21 protein-coding genes are annotated in these 19,752 nt (G+C 57.4%); 3 read left to right on the plus strand and 18 right to left on the minus strand.

Annotation, left to right across the window (positions count from 1 at the left end; translation table 11 throughout):
• Positions 1-21 precede the first annotated feature (21 nt).
• Both OVA03_RS09760 and OVA03_RS09765 read right to left on the minus strand, forming a co-directional pair.
• Positions 22-1,023 (minus strand): glycosyltransferase family A protein, encoded by a 1,002-nt coding sequence (locus tag OVA03_RS09760; protein WP_267524089.1) that lies wholly within the window; start codon positions 1,021-1,023, stop codon positions 22-24.
• Positions 1,020-1,979, minus strand: a complete 960-nt coding sequence (locus OVA03_RS09765) for a glycosyltransferase (RefSeq protein ID WP_267524092.1) — start codon at positions 1,977-1,979, stop codon at positions 1,020-1,022. Before OVA03_RS09765 ends, OVA03_RS09760 begins: the two co-directional genes overlap by 4 nt.
• A 32-nt stretch (positions 1,980-2,011) precedes the next feature.
• On the opposite strand from OVA03_RS09765, the gene OVA03_RS09770 reads away from it, so the two are divergent.
• Entirely contained in the window at positions 2,012-2,200 is a 189-nt protein-coding gene (locus tag OVA03_RS09770) for a hypothetical protein (RefSeq protein ID WP_267524093.1), read from the plus strand.
• A 144-nt stretch (positions 2,201-2,344) separates the two neighbouring features.
• Entirely contained in the window at positions 2,345-3,841 is a 1,497-nt protein-coding gene (locus OVA03_RS09775) for a lipopolysaccharide biosynthesis protein (RefSeq protein WP_267524095.1), read from the plus strand.
• On the opposite strand, the gene OVA03_RS09780 is transcribed toward OVA03_RS09775, so the two are convergent.
• The 16 genes from OVA03_RS09780 to OVA03_RS09855 all read right to left on the minus strand — a co-directional run bounded on the left by OVA03_RS09780 (position 3,838) and on the right by OVA03_RS09855 (position 18,489).
• The gene (locus tag OVA03_RS09780; RefSeq protein ID WP_267524097.1) at positions 3,838-4,203 is read right to left on the minus strand and encodes a hypothetical protein; all 366 of its coding nucleotides are present in this window, start codon (positions 4,201-4,203) and stop codon (positions 3,838-3,840) included. The genes OVA03_RS09775 and OVA03_RS09780 overlap by 4 nt on opposite strands.
• Positions 4,157-4,771 carry a glycosyltransferase family 2 protein gene (locus OVA03_RS09785; RefSeq protein ID WP_267524099.1) on the minus strand — a complete coding sequence of 205 codons (615 nt, stop codon included), beginning with the start codon at positions 4,769-4,771 and terminating at the stop codon, positions 4,157-4,159. Before OVA03_RS09785 ends, OVA03_RS09780 begins: the two co-directional genes overlap by 47 nt.
• The gene (locus OVA03_RS09790; protein WP_267524101.1) at positions 4,768-5,808 is read right to left on the minus strand and encodes a polysialyltransferase family glycosyltransferase; all 1,041 of its coding nucleotides are present in this window, start codon (positions 5,806-5,808) and stop codon (positions 4,768-4,770) included. Before OVA03_RS09790 ends, OVA03_RS09785 begins: the two co-directional genes overlap by 4 nt.
• Positions 5,801-6,625, minus strand: coding sequence for a CatB-related O-acetyltransferase (locus tag OVA03_RS09795; RefSeq protein ID WP_324290997.1), 825 nt, complete (start codon positions 6,623-6,625; stop codon positions 5,801-5,803). The genes OVA03_RS09790 and OVA03_RS09795 overlap by 8 nt, the downstream gene beginning before the upstream one ends.
• On the minus strand, positions 6,622-7,296 hold the full coding sequence (locus OVA03_RS09800; protein ID WP_267524103.1) for a cytidylyltransferase domain-containing protein: 675 nt from the start codon (positions 7,294-7,296) through the stop codon (positions 6,622-6,624). The genes OVA03_RS09795 and OVA03_RS09800 overlap by 4 nt, the downstream gene beginning before the upstream one ends.
• Positions 7,297-7,315: 19 nt before the next feature.
• Positions 7,316-8,854, minus strand: a complete 1,539-nt coding sequence (locus OVA03_RS09805; RefSeq protein ID WP_267524106.1) for an N-acetylneuraminate synthase family protein — start codon at positions 8,852-8,854, stop codon at positions 7,316-7,318.
• On the minus strand, positions 8,778-9,485 hold the full coding sequence (locus OVA03_RS09810; RefSeq protein ID WP_267524107.1) for an inositol monophosphatase family protein: 708 nt from the start codon (positions 9,483-9,485) through the stop codon (positions 8,778-8,780). Before OVA03_RS09810 ends, OVA03_RS09805 begins: the two co-directional genes overlap by 77 nt.
• A gap of 152 nt (positions 9,486-9,637) precedes the next feature.
• A complete protein-coding gene (locus OVA03_RS09815) occupies positions 9,638-10,531 on the minus strand; it encodes a glycosyltransferase (protein WP_267524109.1) in 894 nt (297 codons plus the stop codon).
• A 45-nt stretch (positions 10,532-10,576) separates the two neighbouring features.
• Complete coding sequence (locus OVA03_RS09820) at positions 10,577-11,599, minus strand: glycosyltransferase family 2 protein (protein ID WP_267524111.1); 1,023 nt, start codon at positions 11,597-11,599, stop codon at positions 10,577-10,579.
• The gene (locus OVA03_RS09825; RefSeq protein WP_324291048.1) at positions 11,592-12,722 is read right to left on the minus strand and encodes a glycosyltransferase; all 1,131 of its coding nucleotides are present in this window, start codon (positions 12,720-12,722) and stop codon (positions 11,592-11,594) included. Before OVA03_RS09825 ends, OVA03_RS09820 begins: the two co-directional genes overlap by 8 nt.
• A gap of 123 nt (positions 12,723-12,845) precedes the next feature.
• Entirely contained in the window at positions 12,846-14,642 is a 1,797-nt protein-coding gene (locus tag OVA03_RS09830) for an ABC transporter ATP-binding protein (RefSeq protein WP_267524115.1), read from the minus strand.
• Positions 14,629-15,534 carry a hypothetical protein gene (locus OVA03_RS09835; protein ID WP_267524117.1) on the minus strand — a complete coding sequence of 302 codons (906 nt, stop codon included), beginning with the start codon at positions 15,532-15,534 and terminating at the stop codon, positions 14,629-14,631. Before OVA03_RS09835 ends, OVA03_RS09830 begins: the two co-directional genes overlap by 14 nt.
• Before the next feature lie 87 nt (positions 15,535-15,621).
• Positions 15,622-17,493 carry an asparagine synthase-related protein gene (locus OVA03_RS09840; RefSeq protein ID WP_267524119.1) on the minus strand — a complete coding sequence of 624 codons (1,872 nt, stop codon included), beginning with the start codon at positions 17,491-17,493 and terminating at the stop codon, positions 15,622-15,624.
• The gene (locus OVA03_RS09845) at positions 17,490-17,909 is read right to left on the minus strand and encodes a lasso peptide biosynthesis B2 protein (RefSeq protein WP_267524121.1); all 420 of its coding nucleotides are present in this window, start codon (positions 17,907-17,909) and stop codon (positions 17,490-17,492) included. Before OVA03_RS09845 ends, OVA03_RS09840 begins: the two co-directional genes overlap by 4 nt.
• Before the next feature lie 39 nt (positions 17,910-17,948).
• Positions 17,949-18,233, minus strand: a complete 285-nt coding sequence (locus tag OVA03_RS09850) for a PqqD family protein (protein ID WP_189485180.1) — start codon at positions 18,231-18,233, stop codon at positions 17,949-17,951.
• A 109-nt stretch (positions 18,234-18,342) separates the two neighbouring features.
• Complete coding sequence (locus OVA03_RS09855; protein WP_189485179.1) at positions 18,343-18,489, minus strand: lasso RiPP family leader peptide-containing protein; 147 nt, start codon at positions 18,487-18,489, stop codon at positions 18,343-18,345.
• A 164-nt stretch (positions 18,490-18,653) separates the two neighbouring features.
• Here OVA03_RS09855 and OVA03_RS09860 point away from each other — a divergent pair, with 164 nt between their 5' ends.
• Entirely contained in the window at positions 18,654-19,691 is a 1,038-nt protein-coding gene (locus OVA03_RS09860) for a nucleotidyltransferase family protein (RefSeq protein WP_267524125.1), read from the plus strand.
• The last annotated feature ends 61 nt before the right edge of the window (positions 19,692-19,752 follow it).

Consider the following 19,752-nt stretch of genomic DNA (forward strand, 5'->3'; position numbering starts at 1 on the left):
GTCAGGCGATCAATTGAGGGTTTAACTCAGACCGGCCTGACGCCGCAGCGCCAGATAATGCAGCGGCAGGCTGATCACGGACACCGGCAGAAACAGGCCAAACATTGGCACTTCGCGCACAAACCTGCCGATCGCCGCCTTTGCGATCTCAGGATTATGGCGCAGGTTTCTCAAAATCAGGAACAGCAGATGATCAACCCTTTGGCGGGCCGACCCGAAGATACGCAACTTTTTCGCCACCCCGAAATAGCTGACCGACATCATTTTTTGGCGAAAGCGCAATTCTTCGATGACACGGTTGGGGGCGTTGGGTGATCCCCACGCCAGGGTTTCATCATAGATCGACACCCCTTTTCCGCGCTGTCCCATCAACCGTGTCGTATAGACGATGCGGTCACATTCGCGGCTGAGATCCATGAAAAACAAGCGGTCTTCGCAGGCCTGACGAAAGGACGCATCAAAGCGCACCCGGCTGTGGCGGCGAAAATCATAAACGACCTGAGAGGCATGGGGCAGGCATTCATCGACGATGGCACTGACGGCCTCGGTTGAGGTCAGTTCGCCAAACTCAGGTGAATAGCTACCAAATGTGCCGTGACGAGCCTTGATGTAATTCCAGTGGCTGAAAGAGTCGACATCATTAAAGCCGCAATTGGCAAAGTAGAAATCCGCCCCGCCATTGAGCACCTTGAGCGCCTCAGCAATATGATCAGGCGACCAGGTGTCATCGGAATCCAGAAAGGCCACATAGTCGACCTCAGCCGGATCAAGATAGTCCAGCCCGCCGTTGCGCGCCCCGCCCGGCCCGCCATTGGCCTGCCGGATCGTGATCAACTGGTGCGGGGCCGGGAGGGTGACGCCTTCAAGCGCCTCCTTAGCCGGCAAGGGGGAACTGTCATCGACCACCACGACGACAAGCCGGACATCTTCCGGCAACGATTGCGCAGCCACAGACTCTAAGGCCTTGCTGAGGATTCCCTTTTCCCGCTGATAAAACGGTATGACAACGCCGATGGTAATCATGCGGCGGGCCTTTTCTCACGGCGCCAGAAATCGGCCGCGCCCGAAAAATAGCTGTATTTGCGCCAGTGCCACAAAGAACTGCCGATATTGCCGGACATAGCCCTGACCTTATAGCCCAGCCAGTGCCGCAGCCGCCGTTTCAGCACCCACACCGGCACATTCCCAATTCTTACACCTGTAACAGGCACCGGATCGATGAAGTTTTCACGGCCATGATGCGCCAGATAGGCCCAGGTTTCCCCGACCGAGCGGTAATAAACCCCCACATAGTCATAGGTCAGGCGCGCCGCCGGGATCATGTGACGCACGCGGGCACCGGGCACCCACACACCACTGCCGTCACGCATGATCGCACGGATGACGGCGGTTTCTTCGCCCAGACGTTTATGGTGCGGCCCAACCCCAAGACCCGGATCGTAGAGATATTTGCGCTGCGCCTCACCGCGCAGGGCATAGTTGGCACCGTACGGCAGTATATGGCCTTCGAGTGACAAAGGACGCACGTCCGGCCCGAAATCACGGGCAGCCAATACATTCAATAAACCATCGGCATGTTCGCGCCACCACGCCGGCAATTCGGTTTCCGGCACGGGCTCAATCACCCCGCCAAAGACGCTGGCCTGCGGGTTTTGCGCAAAGGCTTGTGCATAGGCCGACAGCCAGTTCGGATCGATCAGCACATCATCATCGGTCCAGCAGATATATTCACCTGTGGCCTCCGCCACACCGCGGTTGCGGGCATTGGACAAACCCGCCTTCGGCTCCAGCACATAGCGGATCGGAATACGGTCAGCAAAACTTTGGACAACATCTGGCGTGTGATCGGAACTGCCGTTATCAATCAGCACCATTTCCCAGTCTAGCCCGTCCGGGACGGTCATGACGGCGGCCGTCTCCAGCACGCGCCGCAACTGTTCGGCGCGATTGCGGGTACACATAATAACGCTGATGAACATAAAGCGTGCCCAAAATGAAGCCACGGACAATCATGGCCAGAGGTAATAAAGCCAAAGGTAATAACGATACTAATCGTTTAAAATTAAATGACGCCGCAGAGCCGATAAACCCTGCGCCAGAATGTGGGCTTAAAAGACCATTTTTCTCAGCCCTTGGCAAGCGGTTGTGCGATGCAAACAAAACGATCATTCAAATTGCACAAAGCCTGCGAACACTATAACGTCGCCCCAGCCTGTCACCGGACATTTCAAGCGTTACAGCCACATTTTACATAGTTTTCAATTATCTGCGTTTAAGTTGCCGCCGGAACATTCCGGTACGCAGCGCCCCCATGTATCACCTAATTTAGTTATGAGCCTTTAATATGAGTAAGACCGAGGCTGACGGTTATCAGGATCTGAAACAGCGCACCACCACCTCCATTCTATGGTCGGTCTTACGGGTGCTATGGTCCACGGGGGCGACCTTTGTCATCTTCGTCTGTCTGGCGCGGATATTGGGCCCCTCAGATTTTGGCCTGTTTGCGCTCGCAGCCCTTTTCCTTGATGTCAGCCGCATTTTCGCCAGCGCCGGTCTTGGCGATGCGATTATTCGCCAACACGTTCTCGAAGAAGAAATGGCCGACACGGCGTTCTGGGCCAATTTTGGCCTGAGCACCATTGTAGCCACGATTGTGATCATCGCAGCCCCTTTTTACGCGCAGATGATCCATAACACCAACGTCACCCATATCCTTCAGGCGCTGGCCCTGACCCTGCCGATATCGTCACTGGCCGGTATTCACGGGGCGCGCCTGACGCGCGAATATAAGCATAAGCTGTTTGCGATTCAGGCCGCCATAGCCAGCATAGTCTCCGGCATCTCAGGCATTACCGCCGCCCTGATGGGGCTGGGGGTGTGGTCGCTGGTTGTGCAGGCCTGGGTCGGGGCCATACTCGGCGTTATCATGGCCTGGGTGGCCTCGCGCTGGGTGCCGAAGGTGCGGTTCTCGCCCTCGATGCTGCGCCAGATCGCCAGCTTCAGTTTCAGCACAACCTTCAATCAGCTTTTGTGGCTGCTGATGGGTCGTGTCGGTGACATTCTGATTTCGCGCAACTACGGTCAGGCCGAGGTTGGCCGATACCGCATTGCGTGGCGCATGTACGAACTGATCGGCCAACTGGCGCTGGCCCCGATCGGCAGCGTCTCCATGCTGACCTTCTCGAAATTGCAGCATGAGCCTGAAAAACTGAAAGCGGCCTATTATCGCATGATCAGCATAGTGGGGCTTTTGGTGCTGCCGCTGCTGCTGGGCTATGCGGCACTCGCCGAAGAAATTATCCAGCTCATATTCTCGGAACAATGGACGGGCACGGGCAAGATCTCGCAGGTGCTGGCCCTGATGATCGTGCCATTTGTGTTTAACTACATATCACCGGGTATGCTGGCCGCCGTCAATAAGCCGGGGGCCATCACCAAGGTGGCCGCCCTGCAACTGGCCCTGACCATATTGTTCACCTGGCTGGCCCTGCCGTGGGGTCTGGTGGGCATTGCCGCCGCCTATGCTCTCAGAAGCTATCTGACCCTGCCGTACCAGCAGTATCAGCTTAAGCGCTTTGTCGACATTCCGGTGCTGACGGCGCTCAGTAAGCCCTTGGTGCCGTTGCTGGTTGCCCTGTTTATGGCCGCGGTGGTGTGGAGCCTGCGCCCGGTTCTGTTCGGTATCTATGACAATCTCTGGTTTGTCGTCATAACCGGCAGCTTTATCGGGGCGGTGATTTATGTGTCCGGTATTCTGATTTTCGGCAGGTCACTGGTGGCACCGATCATAACTCAGGCCCAGCCGATACTTAACCGGATTTTGAAGCGTAAGCCGGTTTAAGACAGTTTGCGTTTAAGCCAGGTGACAACGATCAATACCGGCGCGACCACGCAGACCACAGCCATAGCCGCATATTCCCTGCGCGATTTCAACCAACGCAAGGCATAGCTCAGTTCGCGCTTACGGGCCTGAAACCCTTCAGGCCCGTAAGAGTGGCGCAGGCTGTCGCGCCACGCTGACATATAGGCCGCGCGGCTATCGGCCCGCAGGATATATTTCATGAAATAGGCCCCGCGCCCCCGATCATAGCCTTCCATAATACGCGGCACGTCGGCAGCTTTGCGGCCATGGTGGTGCGAGACCTGAAAGCGCGGATCAAAGCGCGCCGGATACCCGGCCCAGACCACCCGCCGCCACCGCATCAATATCCTCACACGGGAATTGTGTCCCCGCCCCCAGTTCAGGGTCGAACCCACCCGTGGCCTCCAGAACCTCACGACGGAAGGTCAGGTTAGCACCATGCAGGGCCCCCGCCTTAAGGAACGCCCGCGCCGGATAGACCTCAGCCAGGTTGCGCTCATCAATGGTAATGGCGGCATCATCAGGATCATGCAGCCGGATGCGCCCACCGATCACACCCGCATCGGGATAATCCGCCCACGCCTCAACCAGCCGGTCTATATAGTCTGGCTCAAGGTAGCAGTCATCGTCGGTAAAGGCGGTAATCCGCCCACGCGCCTGCCGCCAGGCAGCGTCACGCGCTGCCCCCAGCCCGATGCGCGTCACACTGAGATAGCGCAGATGCGGATCGCGTTGCGCCGCCGCGCTGATGACCTCGGCTGTGGCATCGGTCGAGGCATTATCGACCAGCAAGGCTTCCCAGCTATGCTTAGTACTTTGCGCCATAAGCGAGTCGATCGTCCCGCCCAGACTGTGGGCGCGGTTGCGGGTGCAGATGACTATCGATACCGTGATCTGATCATCAGTCATCGGTTAACAATTTCCGGCGCATAGTCGCCGACATTGGCCTTGGTCAGCAGCGGCTTCATGGCTTGCCAGTAGTCGCGCAATTTTTCATTCCCCCCCGGCCAGCGATCCAGCAACGGCGCCAGTGTATAGGCCTTGGTGCCAAACACCGCCGGCACATAGAAAAGAGTCGAGGACATAAAGCCGTATACATCGGTCGCGGGATGATGGCCGAGATAAAACTCTGCGGGCATACGGCTGTAGAATTCCGGCAAGGGCACGCATTTGGGCTGGCCCGCAATCACGCTCATCACCGCCTCACCGTCACGCGGATGCGGCTTGAAATAGACACGGTCATAACGGGTGGCCAGATCGGCCAATATGGCCTCAAGCAGGCGCAGATATTCCGGGTCCGTCATCATGCCGAGATTGGACAAAGGCTGCGACAGGAACAGACACTCCCCTACACCCGCTCTATCGGATTCGGGCTTAAACAGATTGTCCTTAAAGGCCTGTCGCGTTGAAAAATGCGGCGTCCCCAGCTTGAAACCGACCACATCAGGAAAAACGCTATAGACCTCGTGAAAGCGGCTCAGCCGGACAAATTTGGGCCGCGCCGAAGGTTTTAATCCGGTGGCTCGCGCCACGGCCTTGATCGCATCCGAGACGACATAGCGCGGATTGCGATCATTCAGGGATTTGTTGCCATAGTCATGATCGATATGCAGCGAAAAGCCGTCCTCATAGGCGCACAGGATTTCAGGCTTAAAGCGGTAATAGGTCTCGACCGCAAAGCGGTAAAACCGGTAGCTGATAAACAGGCGTTTGGGGCGCGGCAGATCAGACGCCAGCGCCTCATCAAAGCCCATATAATCAAACGGCGACGGCCCCAAAAACCGGGCGTCTATCTCATCGAAAATGGAGCGAAAATCATGGCCGTCGCGGTACACCACCGCCAGATGCCGCCCCGGAAAATAGGCCGAGACAATCAGACGCGCCATGAGATACTGGATCGGCGTGCTGATCAGAAACATCGTATCGTATCGGCCCCGCTCAGTCATCCGCCGCTCCGGGTAATTCCACCACAGCCGGTTGCCACGGCGCTATGCGACCGGCGGCGACTGCATCCCTTAGCCCTTCGGCAAAGGCCACAGGTTGGGTGTAGTCTAAGCCTGCAAAATCGGCATGGGCATAGGTCCACCACCGCGCGGCCAGCAGCGCCTCGATCACCTCCGGCGCGAAGCGATATTTCAGAACCTTGGCGGGCAAACCACCGACTATGGCATAGGGTGGCACATCCTTGGTCACGGTGGCATTGGCGGCGATAACCGCACCGGTGCCAATAGTTATCCCTAAGCCCAGCGTCACATTATCGCCGATCCAGACATCGTGTTCGATCACCGGATAGCCAAGCCCCCGGCGCGGATCATAAGCCGTCGGCGTAAATTCACCATTGCGCGCTTCAAGCGCATCATAAAGCGGCGACAGATAGGGCACATTGTCTGGCCGGAAAAACGCAATCGACGATGACACCCACTCGGTCGGATGGGCAAAATCGATAAAGCGCAGGCCCTTGCCGATCGAACAGTAACGCCCGACCGTCAAACCTTCGGGCAATGGGGAATGAGAGTAGGACGCCGCCCCCAAGTCGCACAGGCCGCTGCCCGCAAACCAGCGGCTGGGGGAATAGGGCCCGCCGTAAAAAGCGCACGGCCCTTCGATACGGATCGGTTGTTTCACCGTGTAGCTCTCAAGCTGGCTCAGCCAGCCCTCGCCCTTGGCAATTTCCGCCCGGTCGTAGGAAAAGAGGACGCCCGCCGCGCGAAACCGTTCCAGCAGCGCCGCATCGACCCTAAGCTCAACCGGCGTCAGGCTCATGCGCCGAACCGCTTTTGGAACAGCAGTTGCGCCACCTCAAATTCCTCCAGCGTGTCGATATCCATGCCTTCGGTCGCGTCGGTGACGAAGAAGGCCGGACGGTCGCCAACCTGAAAACGGTTGCGCTTCATCACGCCTTTTTTGGCGACCCAAAAGGCGCAGTTCATCTGATACAGCGGCTTGATATTCTGGCTGTAGGAATGCCACGGCCCCCACTGATAATTGATCGGCAGGAAATCCGGGTTCAAAAAATAATGCTTATGGGCGGTGAGCGACATCACACTGTCACGGCCATCCTGCTCCAGCATCGCCACCGCATCGCCGTAGCGATGAAACAGCGGCGTGGTCACGGGCACTATGGCCACATAGGTGTCGTCATCGACCGGCATTTCGTCCAAAAGCCCAACCAGGGCTTCCGACCAGGGGGTGGCATCACTCGACCATTTCGGATTGCGCAGCAGGAAGTCTACGCCGTGACGGGTGGCGTATTCGGCAACCTTATCGGCCTCACTGGAGACATAAATTTCATCAAAAACACCGGACGCCTTACACTGCTCCAGCTTGACATCCAGCAGGGATTTTTCGCCGACAAACGGACGCAGATTCTTCTCAGGCAGACGCCCGGAATGGGCCTTGGCGGGCACTAAGGCCACACATTTCGGTTTCGACACGTAAAGAACCTTTGACCTATTAAGCCTGCGCCACGCGGTATTTGTGGTGCTCGCTTTTGTTGACGCGCTTTTCGCCGGAACCGACCATGCGTTCGGTCAGGCGGATCTGATCGACATATTCCTTAAAGGCCGGGGTCGTCAAATCAACCGCCACGGCATCAAAGTGCGCCCATTCGGTATTGCCGAGCTTAACATGCTTTTCGACCATGCGCGCACCCGCCGCCACCGCCAGCGCCGAACCCAGCCAGCCGAAATCATGGCTCGAAAACGCCGGTACGATGCGCGGATTTTGTGCCGACAGTTCGTGGTAGCGTCGCACCACCGCGATATTGGTGTCTTCGGCCGGGGTCGGATAGGCCGAATTGGCCTGCATCAGAATCAGTTTTTCGCAAGCCGTGAAATTATCGAGCACCCAGCGCTCATAGGCCTCATCAGTCATGCCGGTCGATAACACCACCGAACCGGTATAGTTTTTCGAGACATATTCCAGATAATCGGTGTGCTCTGAAATGGTCGACGGCAGTTTCACCATAGCCGGTTTGACATCCAGCATGAACTCAAACGATGGCTTATCGAGGATCGAGGCAAACCAGCCCATGCCAAGGCTTTTGCACAAGGTATCAACGAACACGAAATCGTACTTGCTCAGTTCCAACTGATGACGGTAATCGCCAAAGGTCGAGCCAAACGGCGATACATATGGGGCTTTGAGTTGCTCGGCCGAATAGAAGCTTTCAACATCGCGTTTTTGCAATTTGATGTAGTCTGCCCCGGCTGCCTTGGCGGAGCGAATCATACGCTCAAGCCGCAAACGGTCGCCAAAATGGTTGGTGGTCAGCTCAGCAATGACATCAACCTTATGGATATTGTCGCTGGCCGCAAGCGGCTCCGGCGTGCCCAGTTGCGCGTTCAGTTCGGTCGGCGATAGCGCGCTGAACGATTTGGTGCCGACGTGGCGAACTTCGATCTCAGAGCCCTTAAGGACATAGAGCGCGTTCAGGAAATAGAATTCCTGGGTGTTGAACACCATCTTACGGTCGGCGTCGCGGGCATGGGAAAAATCGCTGTCGATGCGCTCGCTATAGGCCTGACTGCCGTCATAGCTAAAATCAAGACCGACCATGTAAACCGTCTGCGGACGCCCCCGAACCGCGGCGACTTTACGCGCGACCTGCAAAGCCGTGATGAACAGAATGTCCTCGATGACCAGATCACCGGCCTGAAAGCGCTGCATCATCAGATCAGCGGATTCTTGCGTCAGCGGCGTGTGCGGCAGTTGCACCACCGACCGGTCAGCGGCCTTTAGCGGCGTCGAGGTCAGGTAGGCGCGCGATTTTAAACCATTGGCCTGCACGCTGTCAGCGGCCCATGCCGCATGGAACAGGCTGATGTCGGCGGGGGCGATGCGCTCGGCATCATTCATGGCAATGACCAGAGAACCCGCAAAAATCTGCGGATCGATCTGATCAATCGACGGGCCTTTACCGAGGATGAAGATCGTGTCGGTGGCGTATGTCGAAGCGATGTTTCCGATCAGGTTCGAGATAGCGTCCGTCATAAGCAGCTCCTTCAACAATAACTTCACAGCCGTGCTCACGCGCAAGCTGAACACCCGCCAGCATGTCCCAGCTTTTGGCACCGGCCGGATTGACAAACCGCGCCAGCGATCCGCGCACGACATTAAACAGGTTATAAACGGCACAGCCCATGATGCGGGCTTCGCCGCCGACGGGGATCATTTCGACCAGCCTGTCGTTTATCGAGGACGAGAAGCCCATGATCCGCGACGTCTGGTACTCAATTGTATCGCCGGTCATGAGCTTTAAGCCCATTTCCGGCACCATCAGCATCGAAGCGGCATGTTCGCGCTTATGCCAGATCGACAGAGACACGCCCCATTCAGGCAAGCCGGAACAGAAATTCTCCGTGCCATCGATCGGATCAAGTACCGCCGTCCAGTCCTTATCGTCCGCCGCCCCTACTGCGTAACTTTCTTCGCCGACGAAATTGATATCGCCCATCAGGCCGGTCAGATGATCCTTAATGGCATTTTCCAGAAAGACATCGGCGACCGTTACGGGGCTGCCGTCCTCTTTCCAGGTCACATCGCGACGGTTGGCCAGAACATAGGGCAGGTGTTGCTGTACGACCCCGGCCACACTGCCGAGGATTTTTATCGCGTCGGTCATTGAAGCCGGCCTTGGAAAAATCGGTAATAACAAAAATCAAAATCTATAGGCTCAGACTTTAGTGGCAAACGGGGGGATCGTAAAATTCTTTTTGCAGCGCACCCAACAAAAATCCTATTGAAAAGCCTGAATTAACCACACCGAGACCGCTTTCAGTATTGACTTATTTCTTTGGAGCCCGACAGGCCGGAAATCGTCCCCAGATGGAGCGCACCGCGTAAGATATTGCGTCGCCGCTTGACGCGGGACCAGAAGGTCAACGCCGCTGACGCAAAACTGAAACCGGCCTTACCAGCCGCAATCGCCTGCTCAACCACGATCGGACGCGTCAGGCCACCCTCACGGATCAAGCGGCCGTGGGTCTGGCCTGACCGAAACCGGCGGTCGCGCAGCCACCTGAAACTGGCGCGCGCAGGCGGCACAGGTTCCTCGATCCAGGCGTCACGCGCATAGGCGATTGTGCCGCCGCGTCGATAGATTTGCGTGAAAAAGTCGGTATCCTCGCCGCCACTTTTGCCGCGCGACAGATCAAACCTTAAGCCCTTAACCTTATCCGACTGGCGATCCAGCAGTGCGTTGCAGGTATAGCCGGTCAGTATCTCATCACCGACAATCACCGGGTAGGTCGAATGGAAATCCCCGTCCCTGATCCAGGTGTCTATCCCATCAGGATATAGCGCCCTCACCGGCCCCAGAACGGCATCGGCACCGCTGGATTGCGCGGTCGTTACCATCTCTTTCAACCATGCGGGCGTGACCAGTTCATCGTCATCGATAAACAGGGTATAGCGCCCGGTCGCCGCCTCAAGGCAGGCATTGCGCGCCACGGAAATATTGGCCTTTGGGGCATGGATATAGCTGATCGGAAACGGCACCTCCGGCCCCATCGCCTCGACCCGGTCTCTGGCCGACGGCACCTCATCATTGTCGGCAACAATCACCCGCACGGAATGGTTCGCGGGCACGTCAAGCCCCACAAGTGAGCGCAGGGTGGTGACAATATGCTCACGCCGGAACGTACAGATACAGATATCGATATCGGCCATGTGAGCCCTAAAAATAACAGAATAAAATAAGGTGGGCCTTAAGCCCTAAGCCGCTTTAAATTTCAGCTCAAACCACTTTTTCCAGAACCCGACCGACCAGGCAACGTGCATGGTCATGGCGGCATAGCCGGACATGACTCCCTCAACCGAGCGCGTCCGCACCCCCTCGATCACCGACAACCCGCCCCACAGGCACAGCCATCCGATCAGCGGCAGGGCGCACACCCACCAGATCGCGGCCAGCGGCGCCATCACGATCGACGGCAGCACCATGGCCGGAATGATCTGACGCAGGCCCGGCGTCTGTTTATGCTTGAGGATATTCTGAATACGGCCACTGCCATAGCCGCGGTACTGTTTAAACAGGCCCTTAGCGGTGGTGCGCGGCAGATATTCCATAACGGTTTTCGGTGTCATCCAGATGTAGTAGCCGATCTTGCGCAACCGGAAATCCAGTTCCGCGTCTTCGTTGTGGGCAAAGCTTTCGTCATAACCGCCCACTTCGCGGAACGCCTTAATACGCATCAGGGCATGGTGGCCGTGATCGACAAATTCGCCCTTATTGACCACGCGGTGTTTTGAGCCGCCATTGCCGAGCGGGGAATTTTGGGCGATGGCTACGGCCTTCTGGAATGCGCCTGCGCCGATAGTGTTCATCGACACCACGATCGACGCACAGCCGACCTTGCGGGCCTCGTCCATCAGTTGCTCGCAAAAATCCTCCGGATAGGTGCCGTGAGCATCGATGCGGATCAGATATTCGGCATCATTCCCATAGCGCTCGACCGCCAGATTGATACCCGCGCTCTGGATTTTCTTCGGATTGTGCAGCAACCGTACCGGCGCGCCATCATCGACATAGCGGCGCACAATATCCTGCGTGCCATCGCTCGATCCTCCATCGGCAACCACGATCAGAGACCCGGCCTCGCCTTCGGTACGCAGCAGCCAGTCCAGCAGCTTACCGATGTGGGCGGCCTCATTCAGGCACGGCACTACCACCAATACCTTTTCGGTACGCACAGGGTCTGCCGTCGGTAAATTCATAGCCAGTCCCGCGTCACGCATGCGCCACCTGCAATGTTTTCAGGCGGTCGACAAAACCCACACAATCGTCACGGGTGGCGGTAAACAGAGACGGCGGACAGGCCTTAAGGGTCGCCCGCAAGGCCGACAGGCAATCCGGGGTGAGCGTCTCAAACAGCGCCATCAAGGCCTGCGGTGTAGCCTCATCCAGGGTCAGGCCGAGGCCGTGACGGCTGACAAAACTTCCGGTTTCCGTGCCACTCATGGCAATCGGCACCGAACCATAGCGGCTGCCTTCATAAAGCCGGTTGGGCAGCAGCCATTTTGAGTTCTGGCCTTCTTCAAAGAAATCAATCGCCCAGGTCAGATCGACCGCGGCATAAAGCGCGCTCAAATCTTCGGCACTGTACGGGCCCTCAAATGTGATATGGGGCTCAGCCGCGACCTGTGCGTCGAAGTCCTCAAACTCATTATAGGCGGGCTTGCCGCGCATAACGACCTTGACCCTGCCCGCCATGAGGCGTGTTAACGCGGACAGCAGGTCCAGTGATTTCCGGCAGCGCAGGGCCCCGAACCAGCCGATGGTGATAACCCCGTCTGTCTTTTTAGCCGCCGGAACGCCCACAACGCGGCCGCTCAAGTCCAGCACCTTATTCTCCAGCAGGAAAACCGGCAGGGTCAGGTTCTGCATGGGCACGAAATAGTTCTCAACAAAGGCCGGGGAACTGGTGACGACCAGCGATGCCCGCGACATCAGACTGCGTTCAGCCCCACGCAATAGGGCGCCGATAAAATCGCGGCGCAGCAGCAGGCGATGGATATCGAGGCTTTCGTAAACAATGACGGGGGCGGGCTTGAACCGGCGGGCGACCTGACGGGCCAGAAACAGCATCTCCAGATTACGGGCGATGATAATGTCGGGCTTACTATCCCCCAGCGCCCGGATCAGCGACGGCGCGGTGGTCAGGGTTTTGGCGGCGCGATGGGCAAAGGCACCGTTACGGGTTTCGCCCAGATCGATGATCTTATCCGTAGACTCTGAGACCGGTTTTGGTCCTCGCCGAAAGCCCGCCAGATAGACGCTCGCCCCACCCGCCTCAAGCATAAGGGTTCGGCGACGTACCGCCGCATCTTCCAGATCATGCACAAGATAGAGTACCCGCATGGTCACACTAATGAGTTCCGGAAAATTAAAAACCTATACGATTCACTTAAAACCTGAGCCATAATAGCCCGTGAACCAAAACAATTCATAAACGGACTAAGGCAAGCCTTGCTCGCACAGTATTTAGTCATGAGCCTCACCATGATCTAATACGCGCCCGCCCTCAACCGTGATCACCTTATCGGCGCATTCAACCACGACCGGATTATGAGTGATCAAAAGCACGGTCATCTGACCGCGTAAGCCATCAATGGTCGACAAAATGCCTTGGGTATTTTCGCGGTCGAGCGCGCTGGTCGATTCATCAAGGATAAGCAGCGCCGGCTGACGCAGCAGAGCGCGCGCCAGCGCCACCCGCTGACGCTCTCCGCCCGACAGTTTGATACCGCCGTCGCCGACCGGTGTCTCCAGCCCCTGCGGCAGGCGCTCAATAAAAGCCGCCGCCTGTGCTTGCCGCAGCGCGTGCCACATATCCTCCACCGTGGCATGGGGCGCTGCGATTTTCAGGTTTTCCGCTACGGTTGCCGACAGCAGATAGGTTTCCTGCGGGACGTAAGCAATGTGAGTGCGCCATGACGGCCCATGCGCGGCCTCTAAAGCCACCCCATCAATCAGGATGCGCCCGCTATCAGGCATCAACAGGCCCATGACCAGATCGGCCATGGTGCTCTTGCCGCCGCCGGAGGGGCCAACAATGGCCGTTATCTGGCGGGCGGGCAGGCTGAAGCTAACGGCATCGACCGCCAGATGATCACCGTATGAAAAACTCACCGCCTCGAAATCAAGGCTGTGCTTTAGCCCCGACGGGGACAGCGTCGTCGCGGCCTGCGGGATTTCCACGGCGGCGTCACAGTCAGCCTTGACGCGCTGCATGGTCTCAAACGCCGGTAAATTGATAATGGCGTTCTGCAGATGATCCTGCGTGCCGGTAAAGCGCGGCGACAGGCGCATGAAGATCACCAGCAGCACGATGATGCGCGAAAACGGCATGGCGTAGACGGCATAGGCGACATAGATAAACACGCACACCATGACCGCGCTTAAGATCTGAAACAGCGTCGTCCCGAGCGAATTGATGCGGGTATAACGCATCAGATCGCCGCGCATCCGCTCTAACGTGCCGTTCAGTTCGGCGATGTAGCGCGGTTCGGCGTTGAAGCTTTTGGTGACCTTAAGGCCCGCCAGAAAATCGCTGATGGTGCGGTACTGGCGCTGGCGCTCGGTCGTCAGCTTATCGCCAAAGATAGCGCCCTGCTTACGGATCGGGCGCAAGGCCACAAACACCAGGGCCCCGGCCACCGCCGCAATCGCCGTCATCTGCCACGAGATCATCAGCGACAGCAGCATGTAGGCGCATAAAAACACCGCGTTCTGGATCAGCAGAAACAGACTGGCCGTCGCCGTCTGCACCCGGTCGATATCGCCGGTTAGGACGTGATCGAGGTCCGCCGTACGTTTGCGCGCCACCGCCGACCATCTGGCCTTTGATATGCTGGCAAACAGGTCGATGCGCAGGCGGTTGACCGTATCGACCAGCAGCGCCGACATGTAGATATTCTTGAACCGCGCAAACAGTGCCCCGACGGTCACCACCGCGACAAAGACAGCCAGAATCAGCCACAGCTCAATCTGAAACGACGCCCCCAGCACCGGTGCCAATGGCCCGGTCGGCAGGTCGAGGACTGTGCCGCCACCCTGCGCGCTGATGAACTGCAACAGCGGCAACAGCAGCAGCAGCGATACCCCTTCGCTGAAGCTGCCCAAAATCAGGAAGACAACGGATAAGATTGAGCGTTTGCGCGATACCGACAGAACGTAAGCCGCCAAGGACCGGCAGCGCTGCCAGGTCTTAAGGCCACTTTGCATTCCGGTTTTTTGGCCGGTTTTTGGGGGCGAATCGCGGGTATCAGCCAAGGTCATGCTCTATAATAGCCACAGCTTCGCCTAAGCGCTCCAGCGAATCCGGCACAACCAACCGCCGGACCACACCTAATTCGGCCAGATAGGCGCATTGCTGCATAAATCCCGGCGCACTGCCCGCCGACAAAGCCTCTTTGCCAAAACGGATCAGATAGGAAAAGCGCATCAGGGCGCGAAACGCCTCAAGCGGGCTTAAGTCGATGATCTGCGCCTGCGGCCCGCGTTCCAGCACATATAGACGCCCCGGCACGGCATAGTCATTGGAAAAATGCGCACTGACGCTGTGCTGGCGTTTATCAAAGCCCGGCACGTCGATCATTTCCAGCCGGCGGGCGTGTTCAATCGCCACGGACGCCGCCGATTCATCGGTCAGCTTCATCTGCGGAAAGCCCGGCAGGATGCGCACATCCGGCTTAAAATCAAAAGCCAGCACATCATCGGTCAGCAGCGGATAACCCTTACCGACCAAAGCCCCGGCGGTGGTTGATTTTCCAGCGCGTTTGTCACCCAGAAAGCCCGCGCCCTTGCCATTAATCAGCACCGCGCTGGCGTGGAGCACCATCAGGCTGCGCACATGCAACAGCATGGCCATAACCGGCCCCAGCAGCGGCAGGCGCACGATCTTTTCCGGCACATCAGCGCGCGCATCGACCACAATTTCAGATGATCCACGGATCTCAAACTTACCGACCGCGGCCCAGTCCAGCATCTGAAGGTCGCGGCTAAACTCAAAGAAGGTCCCAGGTGCCCCCACCGGCAGGTCACGCCCGATCGGCGCGCACCGGATCACCAGATCGGCTACGTCATTATCTGACGGCAAAAGCTCCGGCAGTTCGATCTCGGAATGGATCGTCAGCCCATAGGCTGTGTGACGAAAGAGAGGCTTGGTCATCAAAGGTTTTCCAGTGAGCGTACGCATTAAATTTTACAAAAACGCCACTCCTGCCGGGCTCAGACCACGGCACCACCAAATTGTGTATCAATTTGAATGGGTTTTACCCTGGCTGTGCCGCAGCCAGAGCGATAAGGCGACGGTTCGCCATACCGCTTGCAAATCATAGGCCGAAACCTTCGCCCCCTTTTGCCGCAACCGATTGAGCGATGTTTTCACCCGTTCAAGGTCAACGAAGGTCGCAACATTATCACGGTTATGCTCAATCACGTCACGCATCAGGTCTTGGTGATGCGCCAACAGACCCGAGGCGATATGGGGCGCGAAATCGAACTTGCTGCGCCGCCATTGGACTTTGGGGGGCAAAACGCCCTCCATCGCCTGACGCAGGATCAGGCGGACATGGCCCTGATCGAGCTTGGCTTCTGACGGTAGAGACAAACAAAACTCGACCACCCGCTTATCAAAGAACGGAAAGCGCGCTTCAAGGCCGGCCCCGGCGGCAGCGGCCTCAAGCACCTCAAGGCTGGACGCCAGCCCCGGCGATTGCAGAAAGGCCGTATGCTGGGACGCTTCGTCCTGATGCTGAGGGCGGTGGTCCGCCGCTGCGCGCGCGCGAAACTCTGGCGTCAATAAAACGTCGCGATCAGCCTTGGGCCAGCGCTTTTGAAACCACGCGGCCATACGCCGCAAGCTATGGGAACCCTTGAAACGGGCATAACGAATGAACAACAGGATAAACAGCCCCAGCCGCCCCTGCCCATACAGGCCGGAAAAGGCACGGGTCTGCGCCCACAGATCCCGCCAGCGGCCTTGCTGCGCCAGTTCATGAAACCGGCCGTAGCCGTGCGATAATACCTCATCGCCGCCGTGGCCTTCAAAGACGACGCGAAAGCCCTCAGCCCCGACCCGCTGGAACAGAGAACTGGTCATCCGCAGACCCGGCGCGCCGAACAGCCGCCCCTCAAGCGCCAGAAGCGCCTCGAAATCACCAAACGGTGCGTAACCATCCATGGCCACATGGCGCGGACGGAAATGGGCGTGGGCGATACCGGCATCTATATAGTCGCGCTCGCTCAATTCCGGCGTCTTGTCGAACACTACGGAAAAACTGTCGATGGGATCACCGGGTTGCAACTGGCTGGCCAGACAGGCGATCGAGGTTGAATCCAGCCCGCCACTGAGCAGAGCCGCCACCGGCTGAGTGGAACGCAGGCGGCAACGCACCGCCTCGGTCAGCAAGGCGCGCAAGGCCTGCGGGCTTTTGTCGGTTATCGTCGCATCTGGGGCGGCCTGCCAGTAACAGGTCAAGGTCGGCACATGATCTGGGCCCGCCGTCAGTATGTGTCCCGGCGGCACCCGCCACAGGCCGTCATAAACCACCCGGTGATCGCGCGGCAGTTGCCCGGTCATGAAATCGGCCACATCGGCCTCAATCAGTCCGACCTGCGCCAGATCACTGAACGGCGCACCCGGTGCGGCCAGCACCTTGGGTTCACTGGCCAAGGCCAGTCCGGCCCCGTCGGCGCGATAGAATAGCGGCTTAACGCCCATATGGTCGCGGGCGGCAAAAATGCGCCCCGTGTCGGCATCATATATAATGAACGCAAAATCACCAATGAAATGATCTACGCAGTCATCGCCCCACCGCCGCCATGCCGCCAATATCAGCGCCCCTTCGGACAGGCTTTCGTTCGTGATATCGAGGGCGGCCAGCAATTGGGGGCGGTTATCCAGCCGTGCATCGACCACGGCGCGCACAGTACGGCCTTCAAAAATGGTCGGCTGAGCCGGGTCTTCGGGCAGGGTGCGCATCAGCCCCATACCCAGGGCAGAGCGCCCCTCCGCCCAGACCTCGGTTCCATCCGGCGCACGATAGGGCATGGCCCGCAACATGGTTAATACCAGATCACGCGCTGAGGCCTCAAACGTCAGGAAAACACCGGCAATTGCGCTCAAGGGATCCGTGCACCCATCCGGGTCAGCAGCTTATAGCGCTCAAGCTCACCCGATTCATTGCCAACCACGACCTGATCGCCGCTCATGACCCAGGCGTGGGCCAACAGCCCCTTGTCGCCCGGTTTATCGCTCTGGGCGACACCGAGACATAACGATGACCCGAAACCATGCCGTTTCAGGATATATTGTGCGGTCATGGCCCGTGACAGGCAGGTCGCGCCGGGAATGGGTTTGGCGGTTTTAAACACAAACCATCCGACCCGGCGGGCTTCCCACGGCGGGGCCGGAGGCCCCTCAATTTCACGGATGTGCTGCTTTATTCGCTTGTATCCAAAGGCAAGGATATAGGCGCGGAAATAGAGGTTCAGCGCGAAATATTTGGTTCCCGACAGGATATTTTTCCAAGCCGTCTGCATGGCTTTATGTATCCAAGTTTGGGCCGACGGTCAGACGCTTTACGCGCTGACGGCAATCAGGCCCTGTTCTGACAATTGCGTCAGCAAAGTCTGCAAATCCTGTTCCAGAACGTCGGCACTGACATCATAGGCCTGCGTCATCGCGCCCAAAATATCGCCAATCGTCTTGGCCGAGCCTTCGATCTGCGACCAGACATAGGCGCCGGTCTGATTGAGGTTAAAATAGCTGCCGGTGCGTAAATCCAGCAGAGCCAGCCCACCGGCCAGTTCCGTGCCGACCACATCGCCCGACGCCGTAATGATTGAAGAATTCACCAGCGCCACGCAACCACTCCGGATTAAAAATTTTGAAACTAAGATAATATATGTAAAAAATGCCCGGCGACATAAAACCCGCCGGGCATTTTAGAACTCTTTACTCACAGGCCCGGCCTTAAGAGAAGGTCAGATCCGCAAACGGGGTGCCAACCGGGAAGGAGGCATCCAGCGTACCACCGGTACCCGTGTTCTGGGTGGTGGTTTCAAAGTCGCCGACCTTAGCAACGGTCGGGGCTTCGTAAACAGCCTTAACTTGCGTCATTTCAATAATCTCCGATATGGGGCGTACCCCTTTGGATAACGAAAAAAATCTCTCATATTCAGTGCTTAAAGTCAAGCCTAAGGATTTCTCAACATAAATGATGTATAGTGCTGCCAACTACTTTACATCCGTTTTTATCATTTCTTTTTATTGAGGACCGGCGCATGAGCCTTCTGTGTCTGAATCTGGCCCAACTGCTTGATCCCGGACACGCGCCCAAATCCCCAATTGACGCGCCTAAAAATACTGAAAAATCAATTGATTATGCCCGCAAAAACAAGCTTGGTGTGCTTTTTGCACGCACCCTCCCCCCCTACGAGCATGATGCACCGCACTATAAAGACTTCATAAGTGAAACCAAGAAGGTCGCATTAACCAATTCCCGCATCCTTCACCTGGTTCACAAAACTCACCTGACGCTAGAATCTGCGGGCATTAACCACGTATTTTATAAGGGTCCGCTGCAACAAAAAATTCTCTACGGCGACTTTTTTTCGAAAAAAAGTGTCGATGCCGACCTGCTCGTGGCCAGAAAAGACTTCTCCCGCGCCCGCGAAGTGCTTGTCGCCGCTGGATTTTCAGTTCCGGCAGAATGTCACCGTCTATGGTGGCGTCTGTTTCTGGGTGAGCAACACCTGTTCACTGATTCGTCCGGCCCCCATTCGGTCGATCTGCACCACCGTCTGCAGCAGCCCGGATCGCCCGCACCCCGCCGAGTTGACAGATTTATGAGCAATCCTGTTAAGGTTAATTTGGGCTCAAACAGTATTCCAACCCCAAACACAAAGTATATCGCGCTTATCTCGGCGATGAATCTTGTGAAAGCTATTTACAACCGTCAACCGGGTGGTAGCTATGCTATGGATCTGCTGACAGCCCTGCGCCAGATGTCGCCCGCAGAAATCAACGCCCTGCAACAGGAGGCCCGCCTTCAGGGGCTTTTCAATACTACACAATTTGCGGCACGTCTTTCGGCGCTTGTCTTTGGGGTCAGCGATCTGTTCTCGGACGAAGCCCTGACTTTACCGATCTCTGATGATAAACTCGAGCAGCTACTCTTGGCACCCGATGAAATGCTGGCGGACATGCCGCGCCGCCGGACGATGCTGCGCACCTTAAGCGATCACCCCGTCACGGATTTCCCCCTTGAGAGTGCGCGCTGGCTGATCTCGGAAACCGCCCGAATCACCCCCTGGCTGTAGGGCGTCGATATTTATCCGTTTGTGAAGCGCAGCAGGTGCGTGTTAACATTATGTGTTAACA

Source organism: Asticcacaulis sp. SL142, from assembly GCF_026625745.1.
Lineage (GTDB): Bacteria > Pseudomonadota > Alphaproteobacteria > Caulobacterales > Caulobacteraceae > Asticcacaulis.

Coding starts and splice junctions, on each gene's coding strand:
- OVA03_RS09765 (WP_267524092.1), bottom strand. CDS start 1,979: ATGTTCATCAGCGTTATTATGTGTACCCGCAATCGCGCCGAACAGTTG.
- OVA03_RS09785 (WP_267524099.1), bottom strand. CDS start 4,771: ATGACTGATGATCAGATCACGGTATCGATAGTCATCTGCACCCGCAAC.
- OVA03_RS09795 (WP_324290997.1), bottom strand. CDS start 6,625: ATGAGCCTGACGCCGGTTGAGCTTAGGGTCGATGCGGCGCTGCTGGAA.
- OVA03_RS09815 (WP_267524109.1), bottom strand. CDS start 10,531: ATGGCCGATATCGATATCTGTATCTGTACGTTCCGGCGTGAGCATATT.
- OVA03_RS09760 (WP_267524089.1), bottom strand. CDS start 1,023: ATGATTACCATCGGCGTTGTCATACCGTTTTATCAGCGGGAAAAGGGA.
- OVA03_RS09770 (WP_267524093.1), top strand. CDS start 2,012: ATGGCCAGAGGTAATAAAGCCAAAGGTAATAACGATACTAATCGTTTA.
- OVA03_RS09830 (WP_267524115.1), bottom strand. CDS start 14,642: ATGACCTTGGCTGATACCCGCGATTCGCCCCCAAAAACCGGCCAAAAA.
- OVA03_RS09845 (WP_267524121.1), bottom strand. CDS start 17,909: ATGCAGACGGCTTGGAAAAATATCCTGTCGGGAACCAAATATTTCGCG.
- OVA03_RS09810 (WP_267524107.1), bottom strand. CDS start 9,485: ATGACCGACGCGATAAAAATCCTCGGCAGTGTGGCCGGGGTCGTACAG.
- OVA03_RS09775 (WP_267524095.1), top strand. CDS start 2,345: ATGAGTAAGACCGAGGCTGACGGTTATCAGGATCTGAAACAGCGCACC.
- OVA03_RS09835 (WP_267524117.1), bottom strand. CDS start 15,534: ATGACCAAGCCTCTCTTTCGTCACACAGCCTATGGGCTGACGATCCAT.
- OVA03_RS09780 (WP_267524097.1), bottom strand. CDS start 4,203: ATGCGGTGGCGGCGGGTGGTCTGGGCCGGGTATCCGGCGCGCTTTGAT.
- OVA03_RS09860 (WP_267524125.1), top strand. CDS start 18,654: ATGAGCCTTCTGTGTCTGAATCTGGCCCAACTGCTTGATCCCGGACAC.
- OVA03_RS09790 (WP_267524101.1), bottom strand. CDS start 5,808: ATGACTGAGCGGGGCCGATACGATACGATGTTTCTGATCAGCACGCCG.
- OVA03_RS09805 (WP_267524106.1), bottom strand. CDS start 8,854: ATGACGGACGCTATCTCGAACCTGATCGGAAACATCGCTTCGACATAC.
- OVA03_RS09855 (WP_189485179.1), bottom strand. CDS start 18,489: ATGACGCAAGTTAAGGCTGTTTACGAAGCCCCGACCGTTGCTAAGGTC.
- OVA03_RS09825 (WP_324291048.1), bottom strand. CDS start 12,722: ATGCGGGTACTCTATCTTGTGCATGATCTGGAAGATGCGGCGGTACGT.
- OVA03_RS09820 (WP_267524111.1), bottom strand. CDS start 11,599: ATGCGTGACGCGGGACTGGCTATGAATTTACCGACGGCAGACCCTGTG.